This window comes from Methylobacterium sp. NFXW15 (genome assembly GCF_049887755.1).
GTDB lineage: Bacteria > Pseudomonadota > Alphaproteobacteria > Rhizobiales > Beijerinckiaceae > Methylobacterium.
Genome location: NZ_JAGEKG010000007.1, coordinates 234416 through 258662, shown reverse-complemented (window position 1 = coordinate 258662; position 24247 = coordinate 234416). Strand labels below are relative to the sequence as shown.

Below are 24247 nucleotides of genomic sequence, written 5' to 3'. Positions count from 1 at the left end.
CGCCTCAGCAACCGTTGCAGATACTGTCGAGAACGGAATCCAGTCGCTCCTGCCGCTCGGTGCGTGAGTTCGGGTCGATACTGGGTGCGGCGTTGCGGCCGGGCGGAACGGTCTGGCCCACGGATGACCGATAGGGCGCGTTGACCGTGGTCTCAGGGCCACCGCCCGTTCCGGTATAGCCAGCGGCCATGCCCACCGCTGGGCTGGCGATGACGCCGACCAACGCGAGGGCGACGTAACGGGCGAAGCTTCCAGAACGCTGCATCGTGAAACCCTCCGCGCTGGCTCGTGAGTCGGGATAAAAAAGGGCTGGGCGCGGCCCCCTCGCCGCGCCCGGAAGCGGCCTCAGCAGCCGTATCCGCCCGAGGTCTGACCGTACTGCTTCACCGGACGGGTCTGCTGATTGGCATTACCCTCGGACGCCGAACTCATCGGGCAGGCGTCATAGAAGGGCGTATCGTGCACGCCGAGTGGGGCGGTGAGCGGAGCATCGTAGGGCGCGAAACCGGTATAGCGAGCGCCGTAATCATAGGCCGAAGCCGTCGAGATCGAGGCGGCGCCCATGACGAGGGCGGTAACGACAGCGGCAATACGGGTCTTCATCGTCATCTCTGCCCCTTTAGACTGCGCTCGAACCGTCGATGCGCTGGATGTCTGAACAACAGCAGCACTGTTCTGACGTTCCTGATCGCTTGTGCTCTCGCGCACATCTGAGATTTTGCTGACTTCAGGCCTATATGGGAGATAATGAGCAGTGGAATTTTGCATTCAGGATGCGGATCTTATCAGCGGGGGTGGGCCATCGCGGCCATCCGCTGAACGGTCTCGCCATCGCCGATCGTGCCGCCGCGATGGATCTCGGCTTCGGGATCGATGACGAAGGCGATGACCAGTGACTCTTGGCTTGCGCGGATCGTGGCGGCCTCGCCGGATGAACACAGACCGGTCTCGCCCTCGCCGAAGCGTGTTCCCTCGGCCTCGATGCCACCTTCGAACACGAAGAAGTAGGTGTCGCACCGGAACTCCTTTGGCAGGGCGACCTCTTCGCCGGCTTTCAGGCGGATGTCGTGGCAGGTCACGCGGTTGCGGACACGAAAGGGAGCGACGCTGCCGGGCGGCCCGAAGAGGAGGCGCCACGTCCCATCCTCATAGGCAGGGAGGGGACCGAACTGGATGCCGGGCTCGAGGTCCGGCGCGTGCGGGCGCACGAAGATCTGGAGCATCCGCAGGGGTGGATCGCTCTCGAGAACCCGCTCCTCATGCTGGAAGCCCCGTCCAGCGTTCATCACCATGAGATGGCCCGCGTCCACGACGAGATGCTCGCCGTTCGGATCGTCGTGGCGCATGCAGCCTGCCGGGACCCAGGAAATGATCTCGTCCTGGACATGCTCATGAAGCTTGATGTGCGTGCCCGGCGCCAGGAAGGATTCCATGATGGCCGCCAGGGGTCCGAGGCCGTGATCGGCGTGGCCCGGCTTGAGATGGCCGGGCAGATAGGCCCTGGCGATGAAGCCACCGCTCTCGATGGCATTCTCGGTAACCCGCGCCGCCTTTTCGATCATCGGAAACACTCCCAGCGTGAACTTCGCCAGGGGCAGAACGTGCGCGGCCTCGGCCGGTGCCCTCCTTCGCAGGGCTCTGCGTTACGAAGGCGGCATGACCGCCGAGAGAGTCTTGTGGGCGCTCTCGCCGTTCCGGATGCCCTCCCATCCGAGCCAACCGGTATAGAGGCCGACCAACACGATAAGGGCGGATGAGGCGTAGGGCGCCCGCCGGGCGAAGGTGCCGAAGCCCGACCAGCGCGTGGCGACATGCTTGACGCTGAGCGCCGCCAGCACGCCCGCGGATACCATGGTCAGGGCGAGCCCGATGCTGAAGCACAGGACCAGCGCGAAGCCGAGGCTGAACTGCTTCAGTTGAATACAGAGCAGCAGAACGGTGATCGCGGCGGGGCAGGGGATCAGGCCCCCCGTCAGGCCGAACATCACGATCTCGCCCGTTGTGACGCTGCGCCCCGAGAAGCGCCGCCGGATGTCGTCGGCATGGGCGCGGGCGTGGGCATCGTCCTCGTCGCCGAGATCGAGATGCGCGTGATCGTGCGCGTGATCATCGTCATGGTGATGGTGATGATGATGATGATCGTGGTGGTGATGATGCTGCTCGCGCCAAGTTTGCCATGCCATCCAGGCGGCGATGGATACGATCAGGACGGCGGAGGCCAATTGAAAATACGGCTCGGCACCTTCGCCGAGCGACTGACCGAAATACTGGCCGGCCAACGCGATCACCCACACGACGGCCGTGTGTGAGAGCGTCGCGGCGAGCCCGAGCAGGACCGCCTGGGTCACGGTGCCCCGAACGGCGATGATGAAGGCGGCCATCATCGTCTTGGAATGGCCGGGCTCCAGCCCGTGCAACACGCCGAGCAGGATCGCGGTCGGCACGAACAGCCACGCATGCGCGGTGCCCTGCTGAAGCAGTTCGGGCAGCGAGGTCATCACGGATTCCCCATCATTTCAGATAGGTCCGCACGACATCGATGAGATCGGCCGCACCCTTGGCTCGCTCGGCATCCGGCTCGCTGTCCGGGTTCACGACGTGGTGACGGATGTGATCTTCCATCAGTTCGGCGGTCAGCCCGTTGATCGCCCCGCGCATGGAAGCGACCAGCATCAGCACGTCCGCGCAGCCGAGTTCGGCCTCAAGCGCCCTCTCGACCGCCTCCGCCTGACCCTTGATCCGGCGAACACGCGCCAGGAGCTTGGTCTTTTCCTTGATCGTGTGCGCCATCGGGGGGGGGGCTTTCAGGAAAGCGAAGATGTATAGGGGGGTACCCTATCTCGTGTCGAGAGCCATGCCCAAAGACAATCCCTGCGTTTCCGTCTGCGAGTTCGACGGCAGGACCGGCTGGTGTGTCGCCTGCGGTCGCACGATCCCGGAGGCGCGGGCATGGCGGAAGATGACGCCGTTCCGGCGCACTGCCCTCACTCGGGAGCTGCCGCGGCGAATCGAGCAGCTGAAACGAAAGCCTGCGAAGGGTTGAGACGCGGCTACCGCTCGCCCTTGTGACGCGCGGTCAGGCCGCCATGGTTGAGGCGGCGAAGCGAGACCTGAAGCCGTGCCTGGGCTGCCTTCACCTCGTTGAGTGCCCGATGGGTGTAGTGGATATGCGCCTCGGCCGCCTCTGCCGCCCGATCTGCATCACCGGCCATCACGCTCTCGTAGATCTCGCGATGTTGTGCCCTTAACTGGTCGCGGGTCTCGGGACGCTCGAACAGCGTCTCACGATTCTCGATCACGCCCTGACGGAGCATGCCCGACAGCGCACGCATCGTGTGCAGCACCACGAGGTTGTGGCTCGCCTCGTAGACCGCGATGTGCAGGTCGACATCCGCCTCCGCCTCCTCGCGGTGGATACCCTCCTCATGGGCGCGGTCGATGCGCTCCATGCAGGCGGTCAGCCTGTCGCGATCCACGGCGTTGGCTCTCAGGGCGGCGAGGCGCGCCGCCATCCGCTCGGTCGTAGCGCGAAATTCGAGGTAATCGTCCACCACCTCGGCGTGCGAGGCGATCAGGGCGATGAGCGGGTCCGAGATTTCCCGCCCAAGAGGAGCCACCGAGCGGCCCGCCGGCGTCGAGACGATGAGCCCGTCATCCTCCAGGATCTTGATGCCCTGCCGCAGGGTCGGACGGGATACGTTCAACTGCTGGGCGAGGTCGCGCTCCGGCGCCAGCAAGTCGCCGGGGCTCAACGTCCCTTCCGCAATCAGATCCTTGAGATGACGCGCCGTGCTTTCGGCGACGCTCGCACCCTTGATCGGGTCCTGCTCCATCATCCGCCCCCGCCCCCGGACGCTGCCCGGAGATGCCCATTCGCATACAACGGACAATTGATATTTCCAATTGACGAGTTTGGTCAAACCATTTTACCAGGCGTTCGGCGCCGGTCCAAGTCGGCGACCAATTTCAAGATCCCGACAGGGGAAGTCGCCTCGATACCTACGCGAACGCTGGAATACGGCGCGGAGGGGCGAGGACGTGGCACAGGGAGAGCCGCCGCCGTGACGTGGAACCAAGTATACGATCCGTTATCGAACGCCTTCGGGTCGACGGCACTCGCGGCCTTGCCGATCGTGGTCCTTCTCGGAGGCATCGGCCTCCTGCACATGAAGGCGCACACAGCGGCGCTGCTCGGCCTCGTCACCGCGCTGTTGGTGGCAGTGATCGGCTTCGGCATGCCCGCGCAGATGGCGGGCGCAACGGCCGCCTACGGCGCAGCCTTCGGCCTGCTGCCGATCGGCTGGATCATTCTGAACGTCATCTTCCTCTATCGGCTGACCGAGCAGACCGGGCAGTTCGACATCCTGCGGGACTCGATCGCGGGCATTACTCCGGACCGGCGCCTGCAGCTCCTGTTCATCGCCTTTTCCTTCGGCGCCTTCTTCGAGGGTGCGGCGGGATTCGGCACGCCGGTCGCGGTCACCGCCGCGATGTTGATGGGCCTCGGCTTCACGCCGCTCGCCGCCGCCGGCCTTTCGCTCATCGCCAACACCGCGCCGGTGGCGTACGGCGCGCTCGGCGCCCCGGTCATCGCACTTTCGGCCGTCACCGGGCTCGACCTTATCGAGCTCTCGGCCATGATCGGCCGTCAGTTGCCGTTCTTCTCCGTCATCGTGCCGTTCTGGCTGATTTGGGCCTTCGCCGGGCGCAAGGGCATGTGGGAAGTGTGGCCCGCGCTGCTCGTGGCCGGCGTGTCCTTCGCGGTGCCGCAGTATCTCGTGTCGAACTTCCATGGCCCGTGGCTCGTGGACGTCATCGCGGCTATCTGCTCCATGGCGGCGCTGGCCGGTTTCCTTCGCTTCTGGAAGCCCGCCCGCATCTGGACCTCCACCGATACCGACGCCCCGGCCGCCGGTCCGGCGCCCGTCGTCGCGCCCGTCGCTGCGGGCCGCACCCACAGTGCCGGAGCGGTGTTTCGCGCTTGGCTTCCGTGGCTGATTCTGTCGGTCTTCGTCTTCGCCTGGGGTACGCCGCAATTCCGCGCGTGGCTCGACTCGGTGTACATTTACAACCTGAACGTCCCGTACCTGCACAACCTCGTCTTCAAGGTGCCGCCGGTCGTCGCCAAGGCTCATGCCGAGGCTGCGGTCTACAAGTTCAATATTCTCTCGGCCACGGGCTCGGGCATCCTGTTGTCGGCCATCGTGGGTGGGCTGATCCTCGGCTTCAATCCACTCAAGCTGATCAAGGAATATTTCCGGACGGCCTATATCGTCCGGTATTCATTGATCACCATCTCGGCGATGTTGGCGCTGGGCTACGTCACCCGCTACTCGGGCACCGACGCGACCCTCGGCCTCGCCTTTGCGCAGACCGGTTGGATCTACCCGTTCTTCGGCGCGATGCTCGGCTGGCTCGGCGTGGCGCTGACCGGATCGGATACGGCGTCGAACGTGCTGTTCGGCGGACTGCAGAAGATCACGGCGGAGCAGCTCGGCCTGTCGCCGGTTCTCATGGCGGCCTCGAACTCATCGGGCGGCGTGATGGGCAAGATGATCGACGCCCAGTCCATCGTCGTCGCATCCACCGCGACTCAGTGGTACGGCGGCGAGTCGAAGATCCTGCGCTACGTGTTCTTCCACTCGATCGCGCTGGCCTGCCTCGTCGGCCTGCTGGTGATGCTCCAGGCCTACGTGCCGCCCTTCACCTCCCTGGTGCCGCCGACGGTCGTCCCGGCCGTGGTGCACTGATCCAGAACCGAGGGGGCGCTTCAAGCGCCCCCTTTCCCGTCCCAAGCGATCGCCAGCGCCTGCGGAGTTGATGTGATGCGCCTTTCGCAATGCCATTCGTTTCACGATTTCCGCCGCATGGCGAAAAGCCGTCTTCCGGGGCCGATCTTCGATTACATCGATGGCGCCGCCGACGATGAAGTCACCTATCGGCGCAACACCTCGTCCTTCGACTCGTGCAGCCTCGTCCCGAACGTCCTGCGCGGTGTCGGCGATGTGGACATGTCGGTGACGGTGATGGGCCAGAAGCTGGCCATGCCGGTCTATTGCTCGCCGACTGCCCTTCAGCGCCTGTTCCATCATCAGGGCGAGCGCGCCGTGGCGGCGGCGGCGGGCAAGTTCGGCACGATGTTCGGCGTGTCGTCACTGGGGACGGTCAGCCTGGAGGAGGCGCGGCGTATCAGCGGCGGCCCGCAGGTCTACCAGTTCTATTTCCACAAGGATCGCGGCCTCAACCGCGAGATGATGGCCCGCGCCAAGCAGGCTGGCATCCAAGTCATGATGCTGACCGTCGACAGCATCACGGGCGGCAACCGCGAGCGCGACAAGCGCACCGGCTTCTCAATTCCCTTCCGGCTGACGCTGGGCGGCATGTTCCAGTTCGCCATCAAACCGGCCTGGGCGCTCAATTATTTGACGCATGAGAGCTTCAAGCTGCCCCAGCTCGACAATCATGTCGACATGGGGGGCGGATCCCTGTCGATCAGCCGCTACTTCACCGAGATGTTAGACCCTGCCCTGTCTTGGGACGATGTCGGCGCCATGGTGCAGGAATGGGGCGGGCAGTTCTGCCTCAAGGGCGTGATGTCGGTGGAGGATGCCAAGCACGCCGCCGACATCGGCTGCACCGGCATCGTGCTGTCGAACCACGGCGGGCGCCAGCTCGACGGCTCGACCACCGGCTTCGACATGCTGGCGGACATCGTGGATGCGGTGGGCGACCGGATCGATGTCATCATGGATGGCGGCGTCCAACGCGGCACCCATGTGCTCAAGGCCTTGTCCCTCGGGGCGAAGGCGGTCGGCCTCGGTCGCTACTACCTGTTCCCCCTCGCGGCGGCCGGGCAGCCGGGCGTCGAGCGCGCCCTTGAACTGATGCGCAACGAGATCGAGCGGGACATGAAGCTCATGGGCTGCCACTCGATCAAGGATCTCAGCCGCAGCAACCTGCGTCTCGTCTGAGGTCGAGCCGGAGGGTGAGGGTGTCGCCATCCTCGCCCATCGGCACGAATCCGACGCTGCGATAGAGCGTGAGCGCAGGCGCCCGGCGATCGACCTGTAGCGTCATCGCCTCGGCGCACCGCCTCGCATGGGCGATGGCATCCGCGACGAGGTGACGGCCGATGCCCTGTCGGGCAGCCTCGGGCAGCACGCTCACATTGCTCACGAAGGCATCGCCCCCGTCAGAGCAGTAGATTGCGACCAGCCCCACCAGCCGGTCCCCTTGCCATGCTTCGAAACGCTCGGCACGACGGGCGAGCTTGTCGGCGTAGGTGGGGATCGCGACGCGTTCGTTGAGGGGCGGTATGAAGCTCTTCGAGCAGGCTTCGAGATGGTAGGCGATCGCATCCGCGTCCGACAGGTTGCGACTGAAGCGCAAACCGGCGGCGCTCATGCGGCTTCTGGCAGCGAGGGCTGGCCTGCAGGTGCCGCTTCGTCGGCCGTGAGAAGGTCGTAGTCAGGAAGACGAGCGCGGGTGCCGTCCCGGCCGTTGAACATCAGCACGTCGATGATCGACAGCCAGGGCACGAACGGCTTGTCGAATTGCCGGTAGTCTTGCGGCCGGGCCTTGAGGAAGCGCAGCGCGATCCCGCCTGCGGCAAAAGCCTCGGGATCATAGAGCGCAGTGCCGCCGATCGGGTTCACATACGTCGTAGCCGAAAGCCTCGTGCAGAGGTCGATGACACGATCCTGCCGACGCAGTTCGGTACGGCCCTCCAGGGCCGAGGCGGTAAGGATCGGCGTCTCGATGCGGAGATGCGCACAGGTCCGCGTAAGGCCCTCGCGAAGGTGCAGGAAAAGGGTGTCGGCGCGGTGGTGCAGCACCGTCTCGATCAGGGGCATGGTCTCGGCAAGAAAGGGAGCCCGGCGATAGGCCTGAGCGATCTGTGCGCAGAGCTTGGACGGGGTGAACTCCGCCGCAACCTGCCGCTCGCCGATATCGAGGTCATCCGCTCCGCGAGCGATGGGTAGGGTGAAGGTGATCGGCTCGCCATCCCGCAGGAAGCGGTTACGATTGATCCAGCCCTTCTTCGTATACTTCACCGTATCGTAGATCACGAAGCAATCGACCGCCGCGATCAGCTGGAAATAGCCGATATACGGAAACAGATAGGGCTGCATGATCCCGACGCGCATGGCGGAGTCAGACGCTCAAGGGGTCGGCGATGCGGGCGATGATCCGCGCGACCACCTCGGGTTCGAGGTCGGGGTAGATCGGCAAGCAGAGAATCCGGTCGGCGGCACTGGCGGCCACCGGCAACCCGGCGCGATCCGCGCTCGGCAGGCCCGCATACATCGAGTGGTCCGAGATCAGCGGATGGAAGTAGCGGCGGGTATGCACGCCTTCCCGCTTCAAGATTTCCCACAGCGCGTCGCGGGCGACCGGATAATCGGGCCCGACGAGAATGGGGAAATACGAATAGTTCGCCCGCACCTCGCCCGCGGGATCGAGGCAGGCGATGCCTGGAATGCCCGCGAGGCCCGCACGATAGGTGGCATCGACGGCGCCCCGCCGGTCGATGCAGCCATCGATGTAGCGAAGTTGCAGCAGGCCGAGGGCAGCGTTGAACTCGCTCATCTTCCCATTCAGGCCAACTTCGATGACCGTCGTTTCGCCATCGTGGCCGAAGTTCTTGAGCTTATCGATCTGCACTTTGCGCGCCGCATCGGGGCAGATGATCGCGCCGCCCTCGAAGGTGTTGAACACCTTCGTCGCATGGAAACTCAGCACCGAAAGGTCACCGTGGCGCAAAATAGATCCGCCCGCATCGCGCACACCGAAGGCATGCGCCGCGTCGTACACGACCACTAGCCCATGCCGCTCCGCAACCTCGGCAATGCCCGCGACATCGCACGGATGGCCGTAGCAATGCACCGGAAGGATCGCTCGGGTGCGGGGCGTCACGGCCCGCTCGACCGCAGCCGGATCGAGATTGAGATGGATCGGATCGATATCGGCGAAGACCGGCGTGAGCCCACTCCACATCAACGCGTGTGACGTCGCGACGAAGGAGTAGGGGGTGGTGATGACTTCGCCCGAGGACAGGCCCATCGCCCGTAGCGCCATGATGAGGGCGGTGGTGGCGTTGTTGAAGACGGCCACGTGCGGCACGCCTAGATACTCGGCGAGACGCAGTTCGAACTCGTGATGGCAAGGGCCGCAATTGGTGAGAACCTTGCGGTCCCAGATCTCCCGCAGCATCGGCTCGAATTCGGCGTAGGGCGGGAGAAACGGCTTCGTGACGTAGACCGGGCCCGTCGGAGGCGGCGAAAAGGGTTCGCGCAAAACGGCCGGGTCGCGGGCGGCGGCGGCAAGCCGCTCGGCCAGGGCGTCGTCGAGAAGCGGGGAGGGCGCGGCCACCCCCTCGCGATGACCTTTCCGGCGCGGAGCCTTGGTTGACGGCTCCTTCGACTGCCTCACCTTTGCGCGCATAGTTCACCTGCCGCCCAGCGGGTCCACATGGCCCTGAACGCCTTCCCGACCTCGTTGGCGAGGCGGGCATGATCGGTGAGGGGGCTGGCGAGCATCCGCTCGCGCAGCCCACGGCGCATCTCGGTGAGGCGCGCGCAGTCCGTGGCGAGGGCCACGGCCATCTCGACATAGGCGTCCTGCGTGGTCGCGATCAGCTCATCGAGCCCTACTGCGGAGAGAATGACCGCGCCGGACCTCTCTGGGGCGGTGAGGCCGCGCAGTGTCACGAGGGGCACGCCCATGCTGATCGTGTCGCAACTCGTCGTGCCACCGTTATAGGGGAACGGATCGAGAGCGATATCGACGTTGTAGTAGAGTTCGAAGTAGCCGCTCGTCACGCGCGGCTGAAGGATCAGGCGGTCGAGGGCGATACCCGCGCGGCTCAGGCGCTCATCGATCTGCTGACGAACCTCGGGCGTGTCGGCATCGCCCACCACCATGAACAGCCGAGACTCCGGCACGGCGGCCAGGATGCGGCTCCAGACGCCGAGCGCGATGTCGCTCACCTTCTCGAAGCGGTTCAGCACGCCGAAGGTGATGTAGCCGTTATCCTCGCAGGGCGGACGCTCGCGTGCGGGCGGCTGATCGTCGGCGAGCCGGTAAGTCGCCGAGACGCGAGGCAGGCGCCACAAAGTCTCGGTGTGAAGGGCGTCGCCCTCCTCACCATCCTGAACCGTGTCGGTCAGGCGATAATCGATCGCGGTCAGGCCCGTCGTGGCCGGATGCCCCATCCAGGTCACCTGGATCGGCGCGGGCTTGCGGGCGAAGACGAGGAGCCGGTGCAAGGCGCTGTGGCCGGAAAGATCGACGAGGATGTCGATCGTATCAGCCTCGATCTTATTCGCCGCCGCATCGTCCGAGAGGCCGGAAATGTTGGACCACTGGTCGAAGTGGTTCCGAAGCCGGAGCGACAGACCATCCTCCGCCGCCCGTGTCATGTAGGCGTGCGTCTCGAACTGGGTCCGGTCGAACTCTTCGAGGAAGGGTTCGAGGAAGCGAGCCACCGCATGGGCGCAGAGATCGCCGGAGACGAACCCGATCTTGAGCCTACGGTTGGGGTCGCGGTCACGGATGAAGGGGCGCTTGCGCAGCAGCGGTTCCGCAAAGCGAAGACCGAAGGCTTTAGCGTCGGCAAAGTAGTCCTCGGCCGGGATGTCGCCCGCGTAGAGCTTGGAGAAGAGCCGGTTCGAATGGGCATCGATATCGCGCGGGGTGATCGCGATGGCACGATCCATCGCCGCGATGGCCTCGTGCAGCCGTCCGAGGCTCTTCAGGATCTGCCCGCGATTAACGTGGGCGCCTCCGCAATTCGGATCCAACTCCACGGCCTTGTCGGCGTGGCGCATCGCATCCGCGTAACGGGACTGGCGGTGAAAATAGCCCGCCATATTCGAATGGCCGACGGCATTGTCGGGGTCGAGTTCGAGGGATTTCTCGAGCGCCGAACGGGCGCCGTCCTCATTGTTCATCAAGGTGAGCAGGGCGCCGAGCCCCGCGAAATAAAGCGCGCGATCGGGCGTGCGGTAGATGGCGATACTCATCAGATCGAAGGCCAGTTGCAGCCGGTTCGTCCGGGCCGCAACAGCGCCTGCGAGGAAAGTAGCATCGGGATGGGTGTCATCGAGGGCGATGGCGAGATCGAGGTAAGTCTCGGACGTCGCGAAATCCTGCACGTCGTAACAGGCTCGGCCATAGGCAACGGCTCGGTCCACCAGCACGGCGACGGCCTTCGCCGAGGCGGTGTCGAGGCCTGCGGCGCGGAACCGCTCCGCGAGAGCCTTCGCCTCGGCAATCCGGTGGCTCTCGAGGAGCGCACCGATGAGCGCGAGCCAATGCGCGGGATTCGATTGCGAGCCCTTGAGTGCGGCAGCAAAATGGGGGATCGCCGCCGTAGGACCTTCCGCGCGGCTGACGAGCAGTCCGAGTTCGTAGCGCGCCCCGGCATTGTCGGGGGCGATGTCGAGGACGCGGCCGATATTCCGGCGCGCCTTATCCAGACGCCCGGCCTCGCGATGCGCTACGGCTTTAGAAAGGAAACGCTCGGCGGCCCCCGGTGCCCGGTCCCGACCGGCCAGTCCGCCGCCATGTTCGAGCATGTGTCGCCCCTCCCACTGTCCAGAGGGTGCGGGCGCCTTCCTAAAACACCGTTAAGATTTTCGACGCGCGAAGCTCTACTGCATAGGCAGCGGCATCGCTTCCACGGCAACTTCATTGACGCCGCGCTGAGCGAGGCTGTCGCGCAGCGGGCCGGTCAGGCAGGTTCCGGCGGTGAAGGCGGCGAGGACGCCGTGCGGCTCCGTCCGTGCCCCCGGCCCGAGCAACTGTACCACCCGCCGGGCAATGGCGGGTGCCGGATCGATCCAACTCACGGGCCAGGGGGCGAGGGCCCGCAGGCGCGGAAGCAACAGGGGGTAATGTGTGCAGGAGAGGCACACGACATCCGTCCGTCGCCCATCCTCGGTGGTGACGAAGCAGGACGCGACCTCGGCGGCCAGGGTCGCGTCATCGACCGGGCTGCCCGCCATCTCGGCCTCCGCGAAGGTCGCGAGATTGCGCGATCCGACCAGCGTCACGGAGCATGACGAGGCGTAGGTGGCGATCAGGTCGCGTGTGTAGGAGCGGGCCACCGTGCCGGGTGTCGCCAACAAGGTGATGAGACCCGACCGCGTGGTGGCAGCGGCAGGCTTGATCGGCGGCACGACACCGACGAATGGCGTCGAGAAGCGCTGGCGCAGGGCAGGCAGCACGAGGGTGGATGCCGTGTTGCAGGCGATGACCACGAGATCGGGCCGGTGCGCCGCGATGAGCTGGCCCATCACATCGAGCACGCGTGCGACCAGGGCGGCTTCCGACAGGCGGCCATAGGGGAAGGCGGCATCGTCGGCCGCGTAGACATACCGGGCATCGGGACGGGCCCGGCGCACCGCTTCGAGCACGGTGAGACCACCGAGGCCGGAATCGAACAGCAGGATCGTCGGCTCCGGTGCCGAGACAACCGGGGCGAAGGACAGACCGGCGCCAGCCATCAGGTCGATCCGCATCGCAACGCTCACCTCTCCCCTCTGAACGGATAACGAGCTTCCCGGGGGTTGGTTAAGGCCGCCTCAAAGCGGCAACAGAAAGGCTCGCTATCCCATCAATCCACCGGACACCGGAACGGCTCCAACGAGCGTGGCTGTACACAATCGACGCGTGCCGGTTGCTGCGCCTGCGCCGAAGACTATCTGCCTCGCAACGCCTCAGGGCGAGAAAACTCTCCTTCGGGTTCCGGCCGAGAGGGAAGGATCTGCATGGCTGCCACCGCCGCACTCTCCACGGACGACAGGCAGGACGCACCGCGCCCGGCCTTTCCGCCCCCGCCCGTCACGGCGAGGCCGATCGACCGGCAGGCTTGGATCGACGCTTATCGCGTCGTGCGCGCGGAGACGGAGCGCCGGGCCGCGCCGCTCTCCCCCGAGGATCAGCAGATCCAGTCGATGGAGGATGCGAGCCCGACCAAGTGGCACCGGGCGCATGTGACGTGGTTCTTCGAGCAGTTCCTGCTCGCAGAGCATCTGCCCGGCTACGCGATCCACGATCCGCGCCTGCATTACCTGTTCAATTCGTATTACGTCGCCGCCGGCCCGCGCCAGCCGCGCACGCAACGCGGGCTCATCACCCGGCCGACCTGCGCGGAGGTGGCGACCTATCGCGCCCATGTCGACCGCGCCGTCGAAGCCCTGCTCGGGCAGGCCTCCGAAAAGGCGCTGGCGGACATCCTCCCGATCCTTGAGATCGGTCTGTTCCACGAACAACAGCACCAAGAGCTGCTCTGGACCGATATTCTGCACGCCTTCGCGCAGAACCCGCTCGATCCTGTCTACGACGAGGGTTGGCGCTTCCCGGCGGCTTCGACGGAGGTGGGGAGCGTGACGCTCGACAAGGCCATCACCGCCATCGGCCACGAGGGCGAGGGCTTCTCCTACGACAATGAATCGCCGCGTCACGACAGCCTGATCCTGCCGGTACGAATCGACCGGGCGCTGGTGCGCAACCGCGACTGGCTCGCCTTCATGGAAGATGGTGGCTATGGGCGGCAGGACCTGTGGCTGAACGACGGGTGGTACGCCGCTCAGGGACAGGGTTGGGAGGCTCCGGGCTACTGGCGGCGGCATGACGGGCAATGGCTGCAGGCGAGCCTCGCCGGGCCGAAGCCGGTCGATCCCGACGCGCCCGTCACCCATGTGAGCTACTACGAGGCCGACGCCTATGCCCGCTGGGCGGGCCGGGTCCTTCCGACAGAGTTCGAGTGGGAAGTAGCCGCCCGCAACGGCGACCTGCCCGATGCCTATGGCCTGGTCTGGCAATGGACCCGTAGCGCGTACCTCGCCTATCCCGGCTACCGGCCTCTGCCGGGCGCTCTGGGTGAGTACAACGGCAAGTTCATGTCGAACCAATTCGTGTTGCGCGGCTCGTCGGTGGCGACCCCGGAGGGCCACGCGCGCTCGACCTATCGCAACTTCTTCTACCCCCATCAGCGTTGGCAATTCACCGGGCTGCGTCTGGCCGAGCCGCTGTCCTGAAGGATGCGCCGCCCGACGCGGCGACGCATCGCTTTCCTGTTCGAAGACCGGAGTCCGCCGTGACCGTCAACCCGACCTTCCCCGAGGCCGTCGCGGCCGATCCGATCTTCCTCGCGGATGTCCGCGCGGGCCTGTCGAAGCCACTTAAGACGCTGTCGCCGAAGTACTTCTACGATGCAGCGGGCTCGGAGCTGTTCGAGCAGATCACGGCCCTGCCGGAATACTACCCGACGCGAACCGAGGTCGGCATCCTCGATGCACGTGGGCCCGAGATCGCAAACGTCCTGCCGAAGCAAGCCGCCTTGGTGGAGTTCGGCAGCGGCTCGACCGCCAAGCTCCGGCGGCTACTGCGCCATCTTCCCGACCTCGCCGCCTATGTGCCCGTGGACGTCTCCGGCGAGTTCCTGGCTGATCAAGCCAAGACACTTCGACACGATTTCCCCGATCTCGCCGTCGAGCCGGTGGTCGCGGATTTCACGAAGCCTTTCCCCCTGCCCGAGACGACCGGGATGGCGCCGCGTGCCGGCTTCTTCCCCGGCTCGACCGTCGGCAACTTCGAACCGGCCGAAGCAGAAGCCCTGCTCGACAGCTTCGGCGAGATCCTCGGTCCCGATGCGCTGTTGATCCTCGGTGTTGACTTGGTGAAGGACAAGGACCGCCTGGAAGCAGCCTATGACGACGCCGCCGGTGTCACGGCAGCGTTCAATATGAACCTCTTGAAGCGGATCAATCACGAACTCGGTGGAGATTTCGATCTCGACGCCTTCGAGCATCGCGCAGTGTTCAACACGCAGGCCTCGCGGATCGAGATGCACCTCGTCTCGCGCAAGGACCAAACCGTACGCATCGGCGGTGACAGCTTCGCATTCCGCCAGGGCGAAACGATCCATACCGAGAACAGCTACAAATACACGCTCGAAACCTTCCGCGCCCTGGCCGCCCGCGCGGGTTGGCAGACAGTCACTGCCTGGACCGACGCGGACGCCCTGTTCAGTGTCCACGTCCTGCGCCGGGACTGAATTCAGGCCGGAAGCCGCTTGAGCAAGACTTTTGCGGCGCGCTCTCCATCCAGGGTCGCGCCGCCCACCGTCATGGCCCTCGGCCCAGCGAGGGCCTCGCCCGCGAGATAGATGCGTTCGCCGATCGGCGCCTGAAGGGCGTCGCGCGCGTCCCCATGGCCGGGCAGGGCGATGGAGTAGGATCCGCGAGCGAACGGATCCGTCCACCACCCCGCAAGCCGACCACCCGTCACTGCGCCGCTCGCCTGTGCTCCCAGCAAGACGGCAAGTCGCTCGGTTGCGAGCGAAACCGCTGCAGCTTCGCCCGCGCGACACAGATCGCGCGCCATGTCGCCGCCGAGATTGGCGATGGCGACGGGATGCCCGAATGGGCCCATCTCCAGGTAGATCGTCGGTCCGTCTCGCACGACGGAGACGGCGTCGCCGATGGCCTTAGGATCGACCTTGGCCCGGTCGAGCCGCAGAGCAACCTTGGTGTAGGCCCCCATTGTCAGGCCACTGAGCGCCCCCTGCGTGGGAGAGGGCAGGGCGGGCGTGAAAACGAGTGCGCCACTCTTCAAGACGCCGACCGGCACAGTGACAATGGCCGCTGCCGCGTCGAGGATGCCGCCTTGGAGGTGCAGGCGTACGCCCGGGCCCGACCAATCGATACGCTGAACCGCAGAATTCAGCCGCACCGGAAGATGCGCGTAATGGTGGACCATGAGGTCGCCATAGCCGTCGACCCAGAGGTCGCTTCCAGACCAGAGCCGGTCGTAGTCCATAGCTGATACCCGAGCGGGATCCTCGCCGAGGGACAATCGGCTGAGGCCCGACACGGCCGCTTGGACCTCCGGGGCAGCGAGGCGAACCTCATCGGCGAGGGACGCGTCCTCGCCTTTCGGCGCGATCAGCGAATCGAGCCCGGTGAAGCCCGCCCGTCGCCGCTTGCGTTCCTCTTCCGTCGCGGGCCGACCGTCGATGAAGAGATTGCGCGCCCAGCCCTCCTGATCGCTGAGCCTTACGCCCCTCTCGCGCGCGATCGCGGACCAGGGATTGCGTTCGGCCCAGTGAATGTACTGGGCCCCGGCATCGAACGCCGCCTCCGGGCCGAGGGAGTGATCGGTATGGGCACGCCCGCCGATGCGGTTCCGAGCTTCCAAGAGGACGAACGGATGACCCGCCCGGCGGAACGTTTCGGCCGCCGCAAGACCCGCTGCCCCGGCGCCGACAATGGCAACCGGGCCGGACGCAGCCCTGGCCGGAAATGGCATGGCAGTGAAGAGACCAGCGGCGAGGGCCGCGCGGCGCGTTAACATGGTCCCGGCTCCCGCCTCAGCGGCAGCGCCGGGCCAAGCGCGTCAGTGCCGCTTCTCCATCATCGCCTTGACCTGCATGAGCTGGTCCCAGACCTGACCCGGCGACGTTCCCATGAATTCAAAACCGGCGGTGATGCACCAGTAGATGCCGAAGCAGATCAACGGCACGAGCACCCACGCGAGCATTTCCTCGCCGCGACGACGACGGCGCCGCCGGATGCGGCGCATTTCGCGGCCGGACGGCTTCTGCTTCGGAGCAGGGGCCGTCTGCGTCAAGGAGGTAAGGGGGCCTTCCCGCAGGTCTTCAGTCATCGGGCGCCTCCTCCCCGCGGCGCGATTGCGTCGCGGGGGTCATAGACTGGCTCATCGCCGACCGGAAGCCCAAGCCCCGGTCGGCAATTCATCAGGCCCGAACCAGAGGCACTTTAGGCACGGTCTTTACCCCGCCCCCGGAGCCACCACCGCCCTTGTCGTTCTTGGGCGTCTTCTTCCGCGTCACCGAACGGGGCTTGGCGCGCTTGCGCTTCGTCGCGTTGGCGACATCCGCCTCAGGCTTCGGCATGGCCGGACCCGCCGGGAACTCGAAGGCCAGCGAATCCTTCGCACCGGCCTTCGCTTCGGCATCCTCCGGCTTGCGGACCACGACGCGCACTGCGCCGCCGTCCTTCAGCTTTCCGAACAGCACTTCGTCGGCGAGCGGTGTCTTGATCGTGGACTGGATCAGGCGAGCCATGGGCCGTGCGCCCATCGCATCGTCGTAGCCGTGCTCCACCAGCCAATCGCGTGCCTCGTCCGACAGCTCGATGGTGACGTTGCGGTCGGCGAGCTGCGCTTCGAGCTGAAGCACGAACTTGTCCACCACCTTGGCCACGACCTCCTTCGGCAGGTGGCCGAAAGAGATGATCGCATCGAGACGGTTCCGGAATTCCGGCGCGAAGAGCCGGTTAATCGCCTCCACGTCGTCACCCGAGCGCTTGTTCTGCGTGAAGCCGTAGGCCGACTTCGCGAGATCGGACGCGCCTGCATTCGACGTCATGATGATGATGACGTTACGGAAATCGACCTGCTTGCCGTTGTGATCGGTCAGCTTCCCGTGGTCCATCACCTGCAGCAGGATGTTGAACAGGTCCGGGTGGGCCTTCTCGATCTCATCGAGCAGCAGCACGCAATGCGGGTGCTGGTCGATGCCGTCGGTCAGCAGGCCGCCCTGATCGAACCCGACATAGCCGGGGGGCGCACCGATCAAGCGCGAGACGGTGTGCCGCTCCATGTATTCCGACATGTCGAAGCGCAGCATCTCGACGCCGAGCGAAGCCGCAAGTTGCTTGGCCGCCTCGGTCTTGCCGACACCGGTCGGACCCGCGAACAGGTACGAACCGATCGGCTTATCCGGATCACGCAGGCCCGCGCGGGCCAGCTTGATCGCCGAAGTAAGGGCTTCGATCGCGCCGGTCTGACCGTAGACCACGCGCTTCAAGCTCTCGGTCAGGTTCTGGAGAACCACCGCGTCGTCCTTCGAGACGGTCTTCGGCGGGATGCGGGCCATCGTGGCGATGGTCGCCTCGATCTCCTTCACGCCGATGGTCCGCTTGCGGCGAGCCTCCGGCACGAGCATCTGCGAAGCGCCCGTCTCGTCGATCACGTCGATCGCCTTATCCGGCAGCTTGCGGTCGTTGATGTAGCGGGCCGACAGCTCCACCGCCGCCTTCACGGCATCGGTCGTGTACTTGAGCTTGTGGAACTCCTCGAAATACGGGCGCAGGCCCTTCACGATCTCGATCGCGTCCGGGATCGACGGCTCGTTGACGTCGATCTTCTGGAAGCGGCGCACCAGGGCGCGGTCCTTCTCGAAGTACTGGCGGTACTCCTTGTAGGTGGTCGAGCCGATGCAGCGCAGCGTCCCCGAAGCGAGGGCGGGCTTCAGCAGGTTCGAGGCATCCATGGCGCCGCCCGAGGTCGCACCGGCGCCGATCACCGTGTGGATCTCGTCGATGAACATGATGGCGTTCGGGTGCGCCTCGATCTCCTTCATCACCTGCTTGAGGCGCTCTTCGAAGTCGCCCCGATAGCGGGTGCCCGCGAGCAACGTGCCCATGTCGAGGGAGAACACGGTCGCTTCGGCCAGAACCTCCGGCACCTCGTGCTGGATGATCTTGCGGGCAAGTCCCTCGGCGATTGCCGTCTTGCCGACGCCGGGGTCGCCCACCAGCAGCGGGTTGTTCTTCTGGCGGCGGCAGAGCACCTGGATCGTCCGCTCCACCTCGGCGTGGCGGCCGATCAGCGGGTCGATCTTACCCTCGCGGGCCTTCTTGTTGAGGTTGACGCAGTAGGCGTCGAGCGCATCGCCCTTCTTCTTCGTGCCGCGCGCCTCTCCGTCGTCGCTCGGACGCTCGGCCGGTCCCTCGTCCTCGGCGCCACGCACCGGCTTCGCGTCGCTGGCGCCGGGGCGCTTGGCGATACCGTGGCTGATGTAGTTCACCGCGTCGTAGCGGGTCATGTCCTGCTCCTGCAGGAAGTAGGCGGCATGGCTCTCGCGCTCGGCGAAGATCGCCACGAGTACGTTCGCGCCGGTCACTTCCTCGCGTCCGGAGGATTGGACGTGGATCACCGCCCGCTGGATCACCCGCTGGAAGCCCGCCGTGGGCTTCGCATCCTGCCGCCCGTCGCCGGTCAGGTTGGAGAGTTCGGTGTCGACATATTCGACGAGGCTGCGGCGCAGCGTGTCGATTTCGACATTGCAGGCCCGCATCACCGCGGCCGCATCCTGATCATCGACCAGGGCTAACAGGAGATGTTCGAGCGTCGCGTATTCGTGGCGGCGCTCTCCTGCCAGGGCGAGCGCCCGGTGAAGGGCTTGTTCTAGGCTGCGTGAGAAGCTTGGCAAAGCGGGCCTCTGTCCTTCGTGCCTACCGCGAGCGGCGCCTATTTCTTTTCCATAACGCACTGGAGAGGATGTTGGTGCTTGCGGGCAAAGTCCATGACCTGCGTCACCTTGGTCTCCGCGACCTCATAGGTGAACACCCCGCACTCACCGACGCCGTTCTGATGAACGTGCATCATGATCCGGTACGCGTCCTCGTGGCTCTTGTTGAAGAACCGCTCGACCACCAGCACCACGAATTCCATCGGGGTGTAGTCGTCGTTGAGCAGCAGCACACGGTAAAGGCTGGGCCGCTTCGTGCGCGGCTTGGTGCGGGTGATGATGGCGGTGTTCGAGCGGTCATCGCCCCCCGGCTCCCTTGAACCCGTGGCAGTGATCGCGAACGCCGTCCGCACTGGCTCCGTTCCCATATTTGGAACGCGTATCATATCCGTCGAACCGATCCCTTGAGGCTGGGCAGACCGTCCCCCGAAGCTGTCATGCGATCGGTGGAATCGGCGCTGTCCGACCGAACCTTCGTCGCTCCCCCCGCAATCTACAGACGGTGAGCCGACTTCGCCAGACGCCTGCGCGCTCGTGTCCGAACTTAGAACCGCCCGAGGCGATGGGCAGCTCGGAGCGGTGCGGAGACACACGAAGGCTGACGAGTAAAACCTCACGGTTCGCGCCGACGCCCGGCAGGCGAAAGGGTGAGGAATTGCGGCATCGGGCGGCCTCATTCGTCAGGCCGCCCCACGACTGCAGGGGCATGCGTGGATCGAACGGCGAAGGAGTGTGTGCGTCGCCTCCGCGAGCGTCAAGCGCCGATCAGGCCTGAGAGAAAAGCGTTCAATGTCAATCCGGTTAACCCGCCCGTAACCGCTCAACCTCATGGTTTCATCGATGTGGACGCACCGCGCCGACGGGCGTCCTTGCGAGGGGCGGAGGCCGGTGCGGAGCCGGCACGGTGAGGGCGTTCGGGCGCATGCGTATCGTTGGAGTTCCCCGCCTTACGGCGCGTGCAGTCCCGTCTGCACTGGTGGCCGTAGCGGTCATGAGCGCTTTCGTAACCCCCGCCGACGCGCGGCGAGGCCGCCATGGCAAGCATGCCGCCCATCACAGACATGTGTCCGGTGGCGGCTACAACCCGCCCTACGCGGCGATGGTCGTCGATGCCAAGACCGGCAAGACCCTCCACGCGGTGAACGAGGATGCGCTGCGCCATCCGGCCTCGATCACCAAGGTCATGACGCTCTACATGCTGTTCGAACAGATGGAGCGCGGCAAGTTCGCCCTCGATTCCGAATTGACGATCTCGGCCCACGCCGCCGCCCAGGCGCCCTCGAAGCTCGGCATCCGCCCCGGCCAGACGATTACCGTCGAGGACGCGATCAAGTCGATCGTGACGAAGTCCGCCAACGACGTCGCCTGCGCCATCGGTGAGAACATCGCCGGGTCCGAGGAGCGCTTTGCGGAGATGATGACGGCCAAGGCCCGTGCGCTCGGCATGAGCCGCACCCACTACGCCAACGCGTCCGGCCTGCCGGACCCCGAGCAGCTCACCACCGCCCGCGACCTGACGATCCTCGCCCGGGCGATTCAAGACCGCTTCCCGCGCTACTACCGCTATTTCCAGACCCGCTCTTTCGCCTTCCGTGGCCGGGTGATCGGCAACCACAACCGCCTGCTCGGCAATGTCGAAGGCGTGGACGGCATCAAGACCGGCTACACCCGCGATTCCGGCTTCAACCTGATGACGGCGGCGAAGTCCGACGGGCACCAGATCGTCGCCATCGTCCTCGGCGGCCGGTCCGGTGCCAGCCGTGACCAGATCATGGCCAACCTCGTGCGCAGCAACCTGCCGCGTGCTTATGCCGGTGCTCGGACCGCCGCGCCCGTGACCGAGGTGGCGAGCGCCCGCCCGGCGGTCGTGGCCGATGCGGTCTCGCGGACCCGCACGCAGGTCGCCTCGGCGGAAGAGGACGACGTGGAGACGACGAACTCCACCGGCGAACCTTTGGACATCTCCCCCGCCCGCACGACAACGCCTGGAAGCAGCCACCGCTCCGGCCTTCAGGCCCTGCCGAAGGCGGCTCAGGCCTATGCTGAGCAGGCCGTGCAGCCTTCCTTCCCGAGCAGCGGCAAGATCTCGGCCCGCGTCGGCTCGAACGAGCGCGATGAGCCGCCGAAGCCCCTGTCCGGCCCGAAGATGACGCCGACTGCCTGGGTGATTCAGCTCGGCGCGATGGACGACGAGGAGAAGGCGCGTTCGATGCTGTCGCAGGCTCGCGCGAAGGTCGGCGGCAGCCTGTCGAAAGCCGCCCCCTACACCGTGAAGGTCGAGCATGGCGGCGCCACGCTCTACCGCGCCCGCTTCTCCGGCTTCTCCGAGCAGGAGACGGCACAGGACGCTTGCCTCGCCCTGAAGCGCAGCGGCTTCAGCTGCTTCGCAACCCGCAGCTAGTTTCTCTGCGGAAACGCCCTTTCAAGACATTTCGCTTACCATCCTGACATCGCACCCGGCCGAAACCGCCGGGTGCCCCGCACACGGCGGCTTCTCGTACGGAGCCGCCGATCATCGACGCAACCTGGCAACGCGCGTGGAGTTCAGCGATGTCGGTTCAGCAAACGATCCCGGGCCGCGTTGAGCTGCGCCGCCCCCTCGGCACTTCCCCCCTGGTCGGGGTGGGCGCGCTTCATCAGCGTCCGGTGGGCCGTCCGGATCTGCTCAGTGGTCGCCCCGCTCTCAAGCCCCAGGATCTGGTACGCCTCCTCCTGCGCCATCGCCCCTGGCTTCGCCGCACCGCGCGCCCACGCGTCTCGATCGCGCTCAGCGTCTACACGCCATCCGGGCGCCCGGCGGTCGAGATAAGCCTCTAGGACGACTGCGCCCTCCGGGTCCTCCGAACGGCAGAGGGCGAGCAATCCCGTAAGCGCGGGTAAGCCGAGGCCGTCGAGTGGAGCCCCTTTGAGAGGTCCCGCCCGCACCCGGCCTGCCGCGAAGCTGCCATCCGCCAAAATCGCCACGGCGATGAGGCGCGTGCGCACGCGCCGCGCTGCGCCGACACCGCCCCCCATCAGGCTGCGCAGGCGTCGACCCATGCCCTGCGGTCCCTCAAGGCTCCACAGACCGCCAATCCCGAGCAGTGCGGCTAACGGCAGGTTGCCGTGCAGGAGAAGGAACCCGGCCGCAGCCAAGGCGGCCCATCCGGCGAGGCGGTGACGGGGGAAGGCTGCGAAGACGGCCTTGAGGCCGCGCGGTTTCTTCGAAAGCCACCACAGACCGAAACAGGCGAGCAAACCAAGGAGAAGGAGCATCAGCGGTTCATGCCGTATTCGGCGCTGACCCGGCCACCGATCCGGACGGACAGGCCGTTGCCGAGATCACGGAAGCCGTCGGCCTTCGGCTTCCGGTTGGGCGTGGCGGGGCAGGGCGGCGTACCCGGCAGGCGAACGCCCTCCGGCAAATCCTCCGCGCAGAAACGCGGGCGCGGCTCCGGCTCGGCCGAAAGAACAGAGGCGGGAATCAGCAGCGTGAGCGCGAAGAGGGAAAGCCGCTTCATTGCCGGTTCTCCGCCACATCCGTCGTTCCGACGCGGACCTGCCGCAGGCGGCCGTCGCGCAGAATCCCGAGCTCGATCGTCGCGCCGATGCCGGCCTCGGCGATCGCGGCGGTCAGGTCGGCAAGGCGATGGACCTCACGGCTGCCCGCCGAGACGATGATGTCTCCAACCGTCCCGGTCTGCGCATCGACACCGCGGATGCCGGCCTGCGCAGCGGGCGAGCCGCGGAGCACCCGCAGCACCACCACGCCGTCGATCCCAAGGCGCGCGGCGGTAGCCTCTTGCCCGGCGATGATGCCGATGCCGGGATTGCGCACCCGGCCCGCCTTGATCAGTTCCGGCACGACCCGGTTCACCACATCGACGGGGATCGCGAAACCGATGCCCGCGCTGGCGCCCGAGGGCGAGACGATGGCGGTGTTCACCCCGATCAGCCGCCCGGCAGAATCGAGCAGAGGCCCGCCGGAATTGCCGGGATTGATCGCCGCATCCGTCTGGATCACGCCCGAGACCTCTCGCCCCTCGCTCGTCGGCATGCGGCGGCGCACGGCGCTGATCACGCCCGTGGTCAGGGTATGATCGAGCCCGAACGGATTGCCGATGGCGAAGGTCGATTGGCCGACCTTGAGATCCGCTGACGTCCCGATGGCGAGCGGCGGGGGCAGCCGCAGACTGCGCCCGAGTTGCAGCACCGCGAGGTCATAGGACGGCGCCATGCCGATCAGGGTGGCGGGCACGACTTCGCCGGAACTCAGCCGGACGGAGACTGAGCCGCCCGATTGCGCTGCCGCCTGCACCACGTGGGTGTTGGTGACGATGTGACCCGCACCGTCCCAGACGAAGCCCGTGCCGGTCTGCGTGCCGCCGTTGCCACTCTCGCCCTCGCTCTCGTTGTCGATATCCAGCAAGCCGCGATCTTGCGCCGCAGCCTGGGCGAAGACGTGGACGACGGACGGACTTGCCCGCTCGAACAGGGCGATCGTCGACTTCTCATTGTCGGCGAGATCGCCCCTCGCGGCGACGATGCGCGGTGTGCTGGCAGAGTACAGAAGCGGCGTAACGTAGGGCTGCACCACGGCAAGCCCCAGGAACAGCAGAACCAGCGCGAGCACGAGGCGTCGGGTGCGGTCCGGCACGGGGCTCTCCGGGACGATGGACTAGGGAACGGGGGCTTAGCGGGGCCTTAAGTGCGCGTTCAGGTTCGAAGCGTCAACAAGTCCCCATGCGCTGGGGTGGTCGGCAACAGCCGGAGTGACCATGTCAGGCTCACTAACGGAATGGTCATTTTTCGAGTCGAACAATCATCATAAGTGCAGCTCAGTGATCGAGCGTCGAATTCCAGTCGCGGCCGACTAAAGCCGCCACATCTCTGCCGCGAAGGCGGGGGCGACCGGAATTAGGGCGAGAACAGATCTCAAAGCTGCCGCACAGAAGCTTGTATTGGACGCCACCCTTCTAACGC

At 66.0% G+C, this 24247-nt stretch carries 24 protein-coding genes; 6 read left to right on the top strand and 18 right to left on the bottom strand.

From position 1 onward, the window contains the following. Positions 1-4 precede the first annotated feature (4 nt). From J4O73_RS17580 to J4O73_RS17560, 5 genes are all read right to left on the bottom strand, one after another. Entirely contained in the window at positions 5-265 is a 261-nt protein-coding gene (locus tag J4O73_RS17580) for a hypothetical protein (protein WP_426219371.1), read from the bottom strand. An 80-nt stretch (positions 266-345) separates the two neighbouring features. Continuing rightward, the gene (locus tag J4O73_RS17575) at positions 346-603 is read right to left on the bottom strand and encodes a hypothetical protein (protein ID WP_426219369.1); all 258 of its coding nucleotides are present in this window, start codon (positions 601-603) and stop codon (positions 346-348) included. Positions 604-785: 182 nt separating this feature from the next. Next, complete coding sequence (locus J4O73_RS17570) at positions 786-1562, bottom strand: pirin family protein (protein WP_426219367.1); 777 nt, start codon at positions 1560-1562, stop codon at positions 786-788. A gap of 81 nt (positions 1563-1643) precedes the next feature. After that, a complete protein-coding gene (locus J4O73_RS17565) occupies positions 1644-2498 on the bottom strand; it encodes a nickel/cobalt efflux transporter (RefSeq protein ID WP_426219365.1) in 855 nt (284 codons plus the stop codon). Between the two features lie 13 nt (positions 2499-2511). Beyond that, entirely contained in the window at positions 2512-2790 is a 279-nt protein-coding gene (locus tag J4O73_RS17560; protein ID WP_426219364.1) for a metal/formaldehyde-sensitive transcriptional repressor, read from the bottom strand. Between the two features lie 28 nt (positions 2791-2818). Between J4O73_RS17560 and J4O73_RS17555 the strand changes: the two genes are divergently transcribed. Beyond that, positions 2819-3043, top strand: coding sequence for a DUF1289 domain-containing protein (locus J4O73_RS17555; protein ID WP_426219362.1), 225 nt, complete (start codon positions 2819-2821; stop codon positions 3041-3043). 7 nt (positions 3044-3050) lie between these two features. On the opposite strand, the gene J4O73_RS17550 is transcribed toward J4O73_RS17555, so the two are convergent. Then, complete coding sequence (locus tag J4O73_RS17550) at positions 3051-3836, bottom strand: FCD domain-containing protein (protein WP_426219360.1); 786 nt, start codon at positions 3834-3836, stop codon at positions 3051-3053. A 225-nt stretch (positions 3837-4061) separates the two neighbouring features. Here J4O73_RS17550 and J4O73_RS17545 point away from each other — a divergent pair, with 225 nt between their 5' ends. Together J4O73_RS17545 and J4O73_RS17540 are read left to right on the top strand one after the other, a co-directional pair. Next, on the top strand, positions 4062-5750 hold the full coding sequence (locus J4O73_RS17545) for an L-lactate permease (RefSeq protein ID WP_426219358.1): 1689 nt from the start codon (positions 4062-4064) through the stop codon (positions 5748-5750). 75 nt (positions 5751-5825) lie between these two features. Further along, positions 5826-6971 (top strand): alpha-hydroxy acid oxidase, encoded by a 1146-nt coding sequence (locus J4O73_RS17540; protein ID WP_426219356.1) that lies wholly within the window; start codon positions 5826-5828, stop codon positions 6969-6971. Here the strand turns inward: J4O73_RS17540 and J4O73_RS17535 are convergent. From J4O73_RS17535 to murI, 5 genes are all read right to left on the bottom strand, one after another. Then, positions 6943-7404, bottom strand: a complete 462-nt coding sequence (locus tag J4O73_RS17535) for a GNAT family N-acetyltransferase (RefSeq protein ID WP_426219354.1) — start codon at positions 7402-7404, stop codon at positions 6943-6945. The genes J4O73_RS17540 and J4O73_RS17535 overlap by 29 nt on opposite strands. Further along, a complete protein-coding gene (locus J4O73_RS17530; protein ID WP_426219352.1) occupies positions 7401-8147 on the bottom strand; it encodes a WbqC family protein in 747 nt (248 codons plus the stop codon). Before J4O73_RS17530 ends, J4O73_RS17535 begins: the two co-directional genes overlap by 4 nt. 7 nt (positions 8148-8154) lie before the next feature. Continuing rightward, positions 8155-9297: a DegT/DnrJ/EryC1/StrS family aminotransferase gene (locus J4O73_RS17525; RefSeq protein WP_426219419.1), complete on the bottom strand. Its 1143-nt coding sequence runs from the start codon at positions 9295-9297 to the stop codon at positions 8155-8157. Positions 9298-9428: 131 nt separating this feature from the next. After that, the gene (locus J4O73_RS17520; RefSeq protein WP_426219350.1) at positions 9429-11579 is read right to left on the bottom strand and encodes a tetratricopeptide repeat protein; all 2151 of its coding nucleotides are present in this window, start codon (positions 11577-11579) and stop codon (positions 9429-9431) included. A 75-nt stretch (positions 11580-11654) separates the two neighbouring features. After that, positions 11655-12524 carry a glutamate racemase gene (murI, locus tag J4O73_RS17515; RefSeq protein WP_426219417.1) on the bottom strand — a complete coding sequence of 290 codons (870 nt, stop codon included), beginning with the start codon at positions 12522-12524 and terminating at the stop codon, positions 11655-11657. Between the two features lie 249 nt (positions 12525-12773). Between murI and egtB the strand changes: the two genes are divergently transcribed. Beyond that, the gene (gene egtB, locus J4O73_RS17510) at positions 12774-14045 is read left to right on the top strand and encodes an ergothioneine biosynthesis protein EgtB (RefSeq protein WP_426219348.1); all 1272 of its coding nucleotides are present in this window, start codon (positions 12774-12776) and stop codon (positions 14043-14045) included. A gap of 59 nt (positions 14046-14104) precedes the next feature. Next, complete coding sequence (gene egtD, locus J4O73_RS17505; protein ID WP_426219347.1) at positions 14105-15064, top strand: L-histidine N(alpha)-methyltransferase; 960 nt, start codon at positions 14105-14107, stop codon at positions 15062-15064. Between the two features lie 2 nt (positions 15065-15066). Here the strand turns inward: egtD and J4O73_RS17500 are convergent, their stop codons facing one another. From J4O73_RS17500 to clpS, 4 genes are all read right to left on the bottom strand, one after another. Beyond that, positions 15067-16362 carry a flavin monoamine oxidase family protein gene (locus tag J4O73_RS17500; protein WP_426219345.1) on the bottom strand — a complete coding sequence of 432 codons (1296 nt, stop codon included), beginning with the start codon at positions 16360-16362 and terminating at the stop codon, positions 15067-15069. A 42-nt stretch (positions 16363-16404) separates the two neighbouring features. After that, positions 16405-16674, bottom strand: a complete 270-nt coding sequence (locus J4O73_RS17495; RefSeq protein ID WP_426219343.1) for a hypothetical protein — start codon at positions 16672-16674, stop codon at positions 16405-16407. A 91-nt stretch (positions 16675-16765) separates the two neighbouring features. Beyond that, on the bottom strand, positions 16766-19246 hold the full coding sequence (gene clpA, locus J4O73_RS17490; RefSeq protein ID WP_426219341.1) for an ATP-dependent Clp protease ATP-binding subunit ClpA: 2481 nt from the start codon (positions 19244-19246) through the stop codon (positions 16766-16768). Between the two features lie 38 nt (positions 19247-19284). Further along, positions 19285-19671 carry an ATP-dependent Clp protease adapter ClpS gene (gene clpS / locus J4O73_RS17485; RefSeq protein ID WP_378974750.1) on the bottom strand — a complete coding sequence of 129 codons (387 nt, stop codon included), beginning with the start codon at positions 19669-19671 and terminating at the stop codon, positions 19285-19287. Positions 19672-20207: 536 nt separating this feature from the next. Between clpS and J4O73_RS17480 the strand changes: the two genes are divergently transcribed. Then, positions 20208-21686: a D-alanyl-D-alanine carboxypeptidase gene (locus J4O73_RS17480; protein WP_426219339.1), complete on the top strand. Its 1479-nt coding sequence runs from the start codon at positions 20208-20210 to the stop codon at positions 21684-21686. Between the two features lie 143 nt (positions 21687-21829). Here J4O73_RS17480 and J4O73_RS17475 read toward each other — a convergent pair whose 3' ends face one another. From J4O73_RS17475 to J4O73_RS17465, 3 genes are read right to left on the bottom strand one after another with little or no spacing between them, the layout of a single operon-like run. Further along, entirely contained in the window at positions 21830-22540 is a 711-nt protein-coding gene (locus J4O73_RS17475; RefSeq protein WP_426219337.1) for a DnaJ domain-containing protein, read from the bottom strand. After that, entirely contained in the window at positions 22540-22785 is a 246-nt protein-coding gene (locus J4O73_RS17470) for a hypothetical protein (RefSeq protein ID WP_426219335.1), read from the bottom strand. The genes J4O73_RS17475 and J4O73_RS17470 overlap by 1 nt, the downstream gene beginning before the upstream one ends. Then, positions 22782-23921 (bottom strand): S1C family serine protease, encoded by a 1140-nt coding sequence (locus tag J4O73_RS17465; protein ID WP_426219333.1) that lies wholly within the window; start codon positions 23919-23921, stop codon positions 22782-22784. Before J4O73_RS17465 ends, J4O73_RS17470 begins: the two co-directional genes overlap by 4 nt. Positions 23922-24247: the final 326 nt, after the last annotated feature.

Bases quoted from the DNA above. Each gene is read 5' to 3' on its own strand.
- J4O73_RS17580 (WP_426219371.1), bottom strand. From the start codon at position 265: ATGCAGCGTTCTGGAAGCTTCGCCCGTTACGTCGCCCTCGCGTTGGTC.
- J4O73_RS17575 (WP_426219369.1), bottom strand. From the start codon at position 603: ATGAAGACCCGTATTGCCGCTGTCGTTACCGCCCTCGTCATGGGCGCC.
- J4O73_RS17570 (WP_426219367.1), bottom strand. From the start codon at position 1,562: ATGATCGAAAAGGCGGCGCGGGTTACCGAGAATGCCATCGAGAGCGGT.
- J4O73_RS17565 (WP_426219365.1), bottom strand. From the start codon at position 2,498: ATGACCTCGCTGCCCGAACTGCTTCAGCAGGGCACCGCGCATGCGTGG.
- J4O73_RS17560 (WP_426219364.1), bottom strand. From the start codon at position 2,790: ATGGCGCACACGATCAAGGAAAAGACCAAGCTCCTGGCGCGTGTTCGC.
- J4O73_RS17555 (WP_426219362.1), top strand. From the start codon at position 2,819: ATGTATAGGGGGGTACCCTATCTCGTGTCGAGAGCCATGCCCAAAGAC.
- J4O73_RS17550 (WP_426219360.1), bottom strand. From the start codon at position 3,836: ATGATGGAGCAGGACCCGATCAAGGGTGCGAGCGTCGCCGAAAGCACG.
- J4O73_RS17540 (WP_426219356.1), top strand. From the start codon at position 5,826: ATGCGCCTTTCGCAATGCCATTCGTTTCACGATTTCCGCCGCATGGCG.
- J4O73_RS17535 (WP_426219354.1), bottom strand. From the start codon at position 7,404: ATGAGCGCCGCCGGTTTGCGCTTCAGTCGCAACCTGTCGGACGCGGAT.
- J4O73_RS17530 (WP_426219352.1), bottom strand. From the start codon at position 8,147: ATGCGCGTCGGGATCATGCAGCCCTATCTGTTTCCGTATATCGGCTAT.
- J4O73_RS17520 (WP_426219350.1), bottom strand. From the start codon at position 11,579: ATGCTCGAACATGGCGGCGGACTGGCCGGTCGGGACCGGGCACCGGGG.
- murI (WP_426219417.1), bottom strand. From the start codon at position 12,524: ATGCGGATCGACCTGATGGCTGGCGCCGGTCTGTCCTTCGCCCCGGTT.
- egtB (WP_426219348.1), top strand. From the start codon at position 12,774: ATGGCTGCCACCGCCGCACTCTCCACGGACGACAGGCAGGACGCACCG.
- J4O73_RS17500 (WP_426219345.1), bottom strand. From the start codon at position 16,362: ATGTTAACGCGCCGCGCGGCCCTCGCCGCTGGTCTCTTCACTGCCATG.
- J4O73_RS17495 (WP_426219343.1), bottom strand. From the start codon at position 16,674: ATGACTGAAGACCTGCGGGAAGGCCCCCTTACCTCCTTGACGCAGACG.
- clpS (WP_378974750.1), bottom strand. From the start codon at position 19,671: ATGATACGCGTTCCAAATATGGGAACGGAGCCAGTGCGGACGGCGTTC.
- J4O73_RS17480 (WP_426219339.1), top strand. From the start codon at position 20,208: ATGCGTATCGTTGGAGTTCCCCGCCTTACGGCGCGTGCAGTCCCGTCT.
- J4O73_RS17475 (WP_426219337.1), bottom strand. From the start codon at position 22,540: ATGCTCCTTCTCCTTGGTTTGCTCGCCTGTTTCGGTCTGTGGTGGCTT.
- J4O73_RS17470 (WP_426219335.1), bottom strand. From the start codon at position 22,785: ATGAAGCGGCTTTCCCTCTTCGCGCTCACGCTGCTGATTCCCGCCTCT.